At 36.6% G+C, this 6,814-nt stretch carries 6 protein-coding genes; 1 reads left to right on the top strand and 5 read right to left on the bottom strand.

What is annotated here, in order from left to right; translation table 11 throughout:
* Both AC1DND_RS14985 and AC1DND_RS14990 read right to left on the bottom strand, forming a co-directional pair.
* Positions 1-345 (bottom strand): alkaline phosphatase family protein (locus AC1DND_RS14985; protein ID WP_477582749.1); only part of this gene is annotated, 345 nt, incomplete at its 3' end.
* A gap of 67 nt (positions 346-412) precedes the next feature.
* Complete coding sequence (locus AC1DND_RS14990) at positions 413-1,702, bottom strand: bifunctional folylpolyglutamate synthase/dihydrofolate synthase (RefSeq protein ID WP_477582751.1); 1,290 nt, start codon at positions 1,700-1,702, stop codon at positions 413-415.
* A gap of 265 nt (positions 1,703-1,967) precedes the next feature.
* Here AC1DND_RS14990 and AC1DND_RS14995 point away from each other — a divergent pair, with 265 nt between their 5' ends.
* Positions 1,968-4,763, top strand: a complete 2,796-nt coding sequence (locus tag AC1DND_RS14995; protein WP_477582752.1) for a T9SS type B sorting domain-containing protein — start codon at positions 1,968-1,970, stop codon at positions 4,761-4,763.
* Between the two features lie 216 nt (positions 4,764-4,979).
* Here AC1DND_RS14995 and AC1DND_RS15000 read toward each other — a convergent pair whose 3' ends face one another.
* The 3 genes from AC1DND_RS15000 to AC1DND_RS15010 form a co-directional block, all read right to left on the bottom strand.
* The gene (locus tag AC1DND_RS15000) at positions 4,980-5,819 is read right to left on the bottom strand and encodes an energy transducer TonB (protein WP_215130675.1); all 840 of its coding nucleotides are present in this window, start codon (positions 5,817-5,819) and stop codon (positions 4,980-4,982) included.
* Complete coding sequence (locus tag AC1DND_RS15005) at positions 5,819-6,220, bottom strand: ExbD/TolR family protein (protein ID WP_025144642.1); 402 nt, start codon at positions 6,218-6,220, stop codon at positions 5,819-5,821. Before AC1DND_RS15005 ends, AC1DND_RS15000 begins: the two co-directional genes overlap by 1 nt.
* Positions 6,220-6,814 (bottom strand): MotA/TolQ/ExbB proton channel family protein (locus tag AC1DND_RS15010; protein WP_477582754.1); only part of this gene is annotated, 595 nt, incomplete at its 5' end. The genes AC1DND_RS15005 and AC1DND_RS15010, both read right to left, overlap by 1 nt.

The following is a 6,814-nucleotide window of genomic DNA, read 5'->3' on the forward strand; positions in this document are numbered from 1 at the left end:
GTACCAATCGTTACCAATAATGCCATGAACTGCCGGAACAGAACCTGTATAAATGCAGGTATGGCCACAGGCCGTATAAGTTGGTGTATAAGGAATAAAAGTATTTTCTACAGAAAAACCTTCATTAATTAATCTTTTAAAGCCACCATTGGTATAGCGGTTATAGTAGCGATATAAATAATCCCAACGCATTTGATCAACCACTAAGCCAACCACCAATTTAGGGCGGGCCACCTCGGCAGGGAATGCTTTAGGTTGTGTTGTGGAAGGTTTTTTAGTTTGGGCTGAGGTGAGTGCGATCGAAAAAATAGAAATGGAAAAGATTAGACAGGATATTTTCTTCATTGTGTTTTAGTTAAAGGGCTAAAGTAATAAATTTAGGTAAAGCTACTTTGAAGTTTGTGTAAAGATTTTATATCGCTTCGGCCACTACAAATGTACTTCCGCCAATAAAAACCAGATCTTTTGAATCGGCAGATTGAATAGCCTTTTCTTTTGCCTCGATTACCGATGCATAACTGTTTCCATTTAAGTTAAATGTTGCAGCCTGTTCTTTAAGTTCATCCGCTGCTAAACCACGTTCTAAATCTGGTTTGCAGAAATAATAAGTCGCATTTTTAGGCATCAAGGATAAAACTTTCGAAATATCTTTGTCCTTAACCATACCAAAAACAACATGTAAGTTTTGATAAGGGGTTTGTGCGATGTTTTTGATTACCTCGGCAATGCCAGCTTCATTATGGCCGGTGTCGCAAATCACTAAAGGATTTTTACTCAAGGTTTGCCAACGCCCCTGTAAACCAGTTTGCTTTTTAACCTGGCTTATTCCTTTATAAATCGCTTCCTGATTGATTTTAATTTCTGTTTTCTCGTTAAGTACAGCGAGGGTTTCTACAACGGTTAAAATGTTTTTGTGCTGATAAACGCCGGTAAGATCGCTTTGAAGATCCTTGTATTTAATTTCACTATTCTGATAAACAGATAGGGAAAGTTTATTGTTCCTGATCTTAAAATCCTGAGCCCTTAACTTCGCATCAGCAAAAACAATTGGAGCACCTACTTCTTTTGCCTTACTGACAAAAACTGGAGCAGATTCTGCTTGTGTTTCGCCGATTACAACCGGAATATTCCTTTTAATGATGCCTGCCTTTTCACGAGCGATTTCGGTAAGCGTATTGCCCAGCATATTCATGTGATCAAGGCTGATATTAGTGATGACCGAAATTTGCGGTGTAATGATATTGGTCGAATCTAACCTTCCACCTAAACCCACCTCAATTACGGCTACATCAACCTCATGTTTGGCAAAATGATCGAATGCCATGGCAACGGTTACCTCGAAAAATGAAGGCTCGGTTTTTTCGATCAATTTTTCTTGATCTTTTACGAACGATACGACTTCAGTTTTACTCATCATTTTTCCGTTGATGCGGATGCGTTCGCGGAAATCTTTCAAATGGGGAGAGGTGTACAATCCTGTTTTATATCCTTGCGATTGCAGTACCGAAGCCAGCATGTGTGAGGTAGAGCCCTTTCCATTTGTACCCGCCACATGGATACTTTTAAATTTATCCTGCGGATTATCCAGTGCTTCGCAAAGAATGATGGTATTGGTTAAATCTTTTTTGAAAGCGGATGCGCCAACACGGGTAAACATGGGGAGTTTACTGTATAAAAAATCAAGCGTTTGTTGGTAGTTCATAATTTGCATCAAATATAAGTTGACTGGAGTTATTATGAAATGAAATGGGTAGATTTTATTAAACCTAGTATTCTAAGTTTTTAATATTAAAGTTAGGTGATTACTTTAAAAGTGTTTTATAGCAATTTAATTTGTAAGGTTATGTTGTTATATTTGCCGATATTTAACGGTCTCAATAATAGTGATTAATAAAATTAGTCTAATTCTCTTCGTACTCCTATCTTGTTGTTTCAAACTTGCAGCTCAAACTTTTTATGTAAGTTCTATGGATTATTCTAAGGGGGCAAGCGACCTTTACAAGGTTGAATTTACAAGTGAAGGGGTAAAATCTACAAAAATAGTGGGATGTTCACCTGGTGATCAGTATTTTTCAATCGCAATGAACAGGAATAATTTGTTTTGGTTCAGAAATTCAGAAATATACACTGCGGATGTAAAAGAGAACAGTATTGAAAATTGCAGGCGTTTATTTTTAGGTATGTCTGGCTCAAATTCACTTACCCTTGGCGCGGATAATAAGTTATATTATTGTTCTGGTTATTTATTCAGTACAGATATTAATACAGGAAAATCAGAGGCCTTAGGTTTACTGAATTATTCACCTACAGGAGATGTCTGTTTTTATAAAAAAGATCTTTACATGGCAGCATACCAAGGGATAGTGAAGATTAATGTTAAAGAACCTAATAAAAGTACCCTTCATATTCCATTGCCWTCAAATATAGTGCTTTATGGGATCGTTAGTGTTTCAACCGGCACCAGAAAAAACACAGTTTATGGATTGGCTAATTCTGGCTCCCAAACCAATATTATCGAGTTTGATATAGAAAACCAAAAAATGGTTGGTGTAGTAGGAACGCTTCCATATACAATCCTTGATGCTGCAAGTATGGTAGAAGATGGAAGTATTATAGGAATAGAACTAGAGAAAGTAGACATTATCCAAGATTGCATTTCTGGTAATACTGCCAATGTAGATATTATCACCGCTCCACATATTGAAGATTTTACCTATACTTTAAACGGAGTTACCAATACAACAGGTAAATTTGTTGGTTTATCAAAAGGACAGTACACCCTTTCAATCAGTTCTGCTTCTGATTCATACTCGGCAACAGTGGATGTTCCTGAACTTAATTTATTAAAACCAATTTACAGCTGGCAGATCAAAAATCAGCTTTGCGAAACCCTTGGTGAAATTACTTTTAATACTCCTGAACAAAACAGCAGTTATCAAATCAGATACAATGGAAAGTTGTATCCTTTAAATAGTAAATTCTCTAATTTAATAAGTGGTAATACGAGTCACTTTGAAATTGTAAATAAATATGGATGCAGGGTTGATGAACAGGATCTTGTTGTCGGACGTGATAAATGTAAAATCCAATTCGATAAGGCTGAGGTAAAACAACAATGTGATGTTTTTCACAAAGGAATAATTAGTATTTTAACAAAGCCACATTTAGCAGCTTATACTTATACGTTAAATAATGATTTAAGCAATACCACCGGAATATTCAAAGATTTAATTCCCGGCCCCTATCATATTAAAATTATTTCGGATGAAGATCAATTAGAAACCGACATAATTGTGCCAGATTACAAGCAACTACAGCCAGAGTTTTCTTTTGCTAAAATAAATCCAGCTTGTGCCGCTAAAGGAAATATTCAATTTAATGCTTTTGCCGGTAGTAATGATTATAGGATAAAATTTAAAAATGATGTTTTGCCCTATGATCATCAATTCACTAACCTGGAGATAGGTAACTATCATTTTGTTGTGCTGAATAAAGATAGCTGTTTAATTGATGAGTTTGATGTAGAATTGGTTTACGAACCTTGTCCAATTGTTATCAATAGCATCGAGATGCTTGCCGAATGTAATGTTCTTGGAAAAGGCTTTATAAAAGTTAATTGCCCACCAATTCCAGAAACCTATACATTTACACTTAATAATTCAGTATCAAATAATACCGGTGTTTTTAATATGCTTGATCCCGGTAGTTACACAATTGAGGTTAAAGCATCTGGTGGTGCGCCAGCAGCATACAGGACTATTGAAGTACCTGATTATTCTTTAACTAAACCACTTACAAAGATTAATGCTAAGAATCCTGCTTGCGATCTGAAGGGAGAAATATCATTTTCAATAGGTAGTAATTCATCTGATTATAATGTGAAATATAAAGGACTAGTTTATCCGGGCAACCATATTTTTTCAGATTTAATTGAAGGAGATTACAGTTTTACCATTTTAAAGCTTAATGGCTGTATTGTTGATGAATTAAATAAAAAGCTAGTATACGAACCCTGTCCAATTGTTATCAATAGTATCGAGATGCTTGCCGAATGTAATGTTCTTGGAAAAGGCTTTATAAAAGTTAATTGTCCACCAATTCCAGAAACCTATACATTCACACTTAATAATTCAATATCAAATAATACCGGTGTTTTTAATATGCTTAGTCCGGGGAGCTACGATATTGAAGTAAAAGCATCTGGTGGTGCACCAGCAGAATATCGAACTGTTGTGGTTCCAGATTATTCGTTAACCAAACCCCATTCGATTGTTAATGCTAAAAATCCTGTTTGCGATTTAACTGGGGAAATCTCATTTTCTATTGGTAACCGTTCAGTTGATTATAACATCAAGTATAACGGAGTAGTTTATCCAGGTAATTACGTTTTTTCGGGTTTATACGAAGGTAACTACACCTTTTCGATACTCAAACTTAATGGTTGTATTGTAGATGAGCTAGATGTTCGTTTAGAAACAGAAGCCTGTAACGACATTTCATTTCCGAATGCTTTCAGCCCCAATTCGGATAATATAAATGATGATTTTAAAGCGAAAGAGGGAAGTAGGGCTTTTAATTTTCAGATGCAGATTTTCGATAGAAGGGGAGTAGTTATCTTTTCTTCAAATAAATTATATGACGCTTGGAACGGTGATTATAAAGGACAGCCAGTTCCCGTAGGAGTCTATTTTTGGGTGGCATCGTTTACAACTCAGGAAAATAAAAGAATAATTAAAAAGGGATCGGTTACCTTGATTCGATAGCTCGTTAAACTATGTTGATTAATTACTTAAGCGAGTAATTTGTTAGGGTGTTGGATATGCTGTTAGATGTTACCATCTGACCGATAATCAGGTTATAATTGTTTGTCGAAAATTTTGAGGAGATAAGTCTTCTGTCAGATAGTAATATCTGACAGCACAATAAATGATAACGCAAAAAAAAATGGTCTGTGAAGACACAGACCATGGATATTTTTTTTATTTCACTTTAAAGTTGAACATTACAATCCCGGTTTGTACATCGGGAGCTGATTCTAATTTGTTTAAGCTCGCACCTAATACCGCCTGCTCACATTTCCGCCAAAGTGCTAAATCAGATAGGGTAGTGCCTTTTGCACCTGCACGGGCCTGAACCACTTTACCATTTTTATCTACGCGGATTTGAACGGCAATTTTTCCTGCACTTTGTCCATCATCCTGAATTCTAGGGATATCGATGAATTTTCTACTGGCTAATGATAACTGTACATTGCCATTTCCAGAACCACCTTCTCCATAATTTGATGCCAATGGATCGCCATCTTTATCACCTTGGTTTCCTGGTGTTTTTCCAGTTCCATCTCCCTGACCCTGACCAGTATTTTTTTTGCCTTTGTAAAGTGCGTTTTGATTAATCACCGGTTTAGACGGCTTATCTTCAGTTACCGGAGTTGGTGCTGCAGTAGTCGGTTTTGTAGGTTTGGTATTTACGGCAATGGCATCTTCCGTATTTTGTGTCTGAATTTCCTTTTCAGTATTTTCGGTAGCGGTAGTTGGGGTCACTTTTTCTTCCGGCGTTACCTTATCAGGCGCTTTACCATTGGCATTTGGATCTGCCGATGGTTCTTCAATGCTGGTATAATCATCGCCCATTCCTTCTGCTGAAGTTCCATAATTTACAACCATACCACCCATACCCACTTCTTCAGGTGGCTGGAACGAGCCAATCACGATAAAAAAGCTGATCAACAATAAAAAGCCCATAATTCCGCTTGCTATGGCAATGGCCTTAGGGTAATTATTTTCCTCGTTAGGTACGTTTTGTGCTTTGTAGTTCATTATTTTTTAGGCTCAACGGCTACAACAAGTTTTAATTTTAATTTATTGGCAATATCGTTTACCACAAATCCATCCTGATAAGTCACGTTACGCGATACATATAAAAGAATGGTCATATCAGGTGCCAATTTTTGGTATGATGCCAATGTTGGCTCTAATTCTTCAATGCTAACTGGTTTCTTTTCAACGAAATATTTTAAATTTTCGTCTATCGTAACGGTAACTGCTTTCTTGGCGGTCGATTGCTGTCCGCTTGATGATTGTGGCAACAACAATTTAACCACGGTAGGATTTACCACGGCAGAGGCCAATAAGAAAAATAGCATCAGGAAGAACATAATATCGTTCAACGCTGAAGTATGTACTTCTACCGACCCTTTTGTTCTTTTGCGTAAATTCATTATTTGCCTGGTTCTTCTAGTAAATCAATAAAATCAATTGCATCGGTTTCCATTTTAAGGATGATTTTTTCGACCATAATGTTTAAAATGTGATACAGTACGTAAGCGATAATACCGATAATCAGTCCGGTTGCAGAAGTAATCATTTTGGTATATAAACCGCCGGAAATGGTTCCTATTTCAATCGCACCTTYTATTGATACCTGGTGGAAAATGGTAATTACCCCCACAATTGTACCTACGAAACCAAGCATTGGTGCAATACCTGCAACAATACCCAATATACTGATGTTCTTCTCTAATTTAGAAACCTCTAATTTACCAACATTTTCAATCGCGCCTTCAATATCTTTAATTGGGCGGCCAATGCGTTTTAAACCTTTTTGCAACATGCGCGAAAGGGGAGAGTTATTATTTCTTAAAAGCGACATTGCGCCCTCTAAATTTCCAGATTGGATATACGACCTGATCTGACCCATTAGGTTCGATTCGTCTTTGGTTGCTTTTTTAATGGTTAAATAACGTTCAAAGAAAATAACTAAGGCTAACAATGCTAAAAAAGCCAATGGAACCATTACCCAGCCGCCTTTAAAA

It is taken from the genome of Pedobacter sp. 01N416 (assembly GCF_056399685.1).

Coding starts and splice junctions, on each gene's coding strand:
- AC1DND_RS14990 (WP_477582751.1), bottom strand. CDS start 1,702: ATGAACTACCAACAAACGCTTGATTTTTTATACAGTAAACTCCCCATG.
- AC1DND_RS15000 (WP_215130675.1), bottom strand. CDS start 5,819: ATGAACTACAAAGCACAAAACGTACCTAACGAGGAAAATAATTACCCT.
- AC1DND_RS15005 (WP_025144642.1), bottom strand. CDS start 6,220: ATGAATTTACGCAAAAGAACAAAAGGGTCGGTAGAAGTACATACTTCA.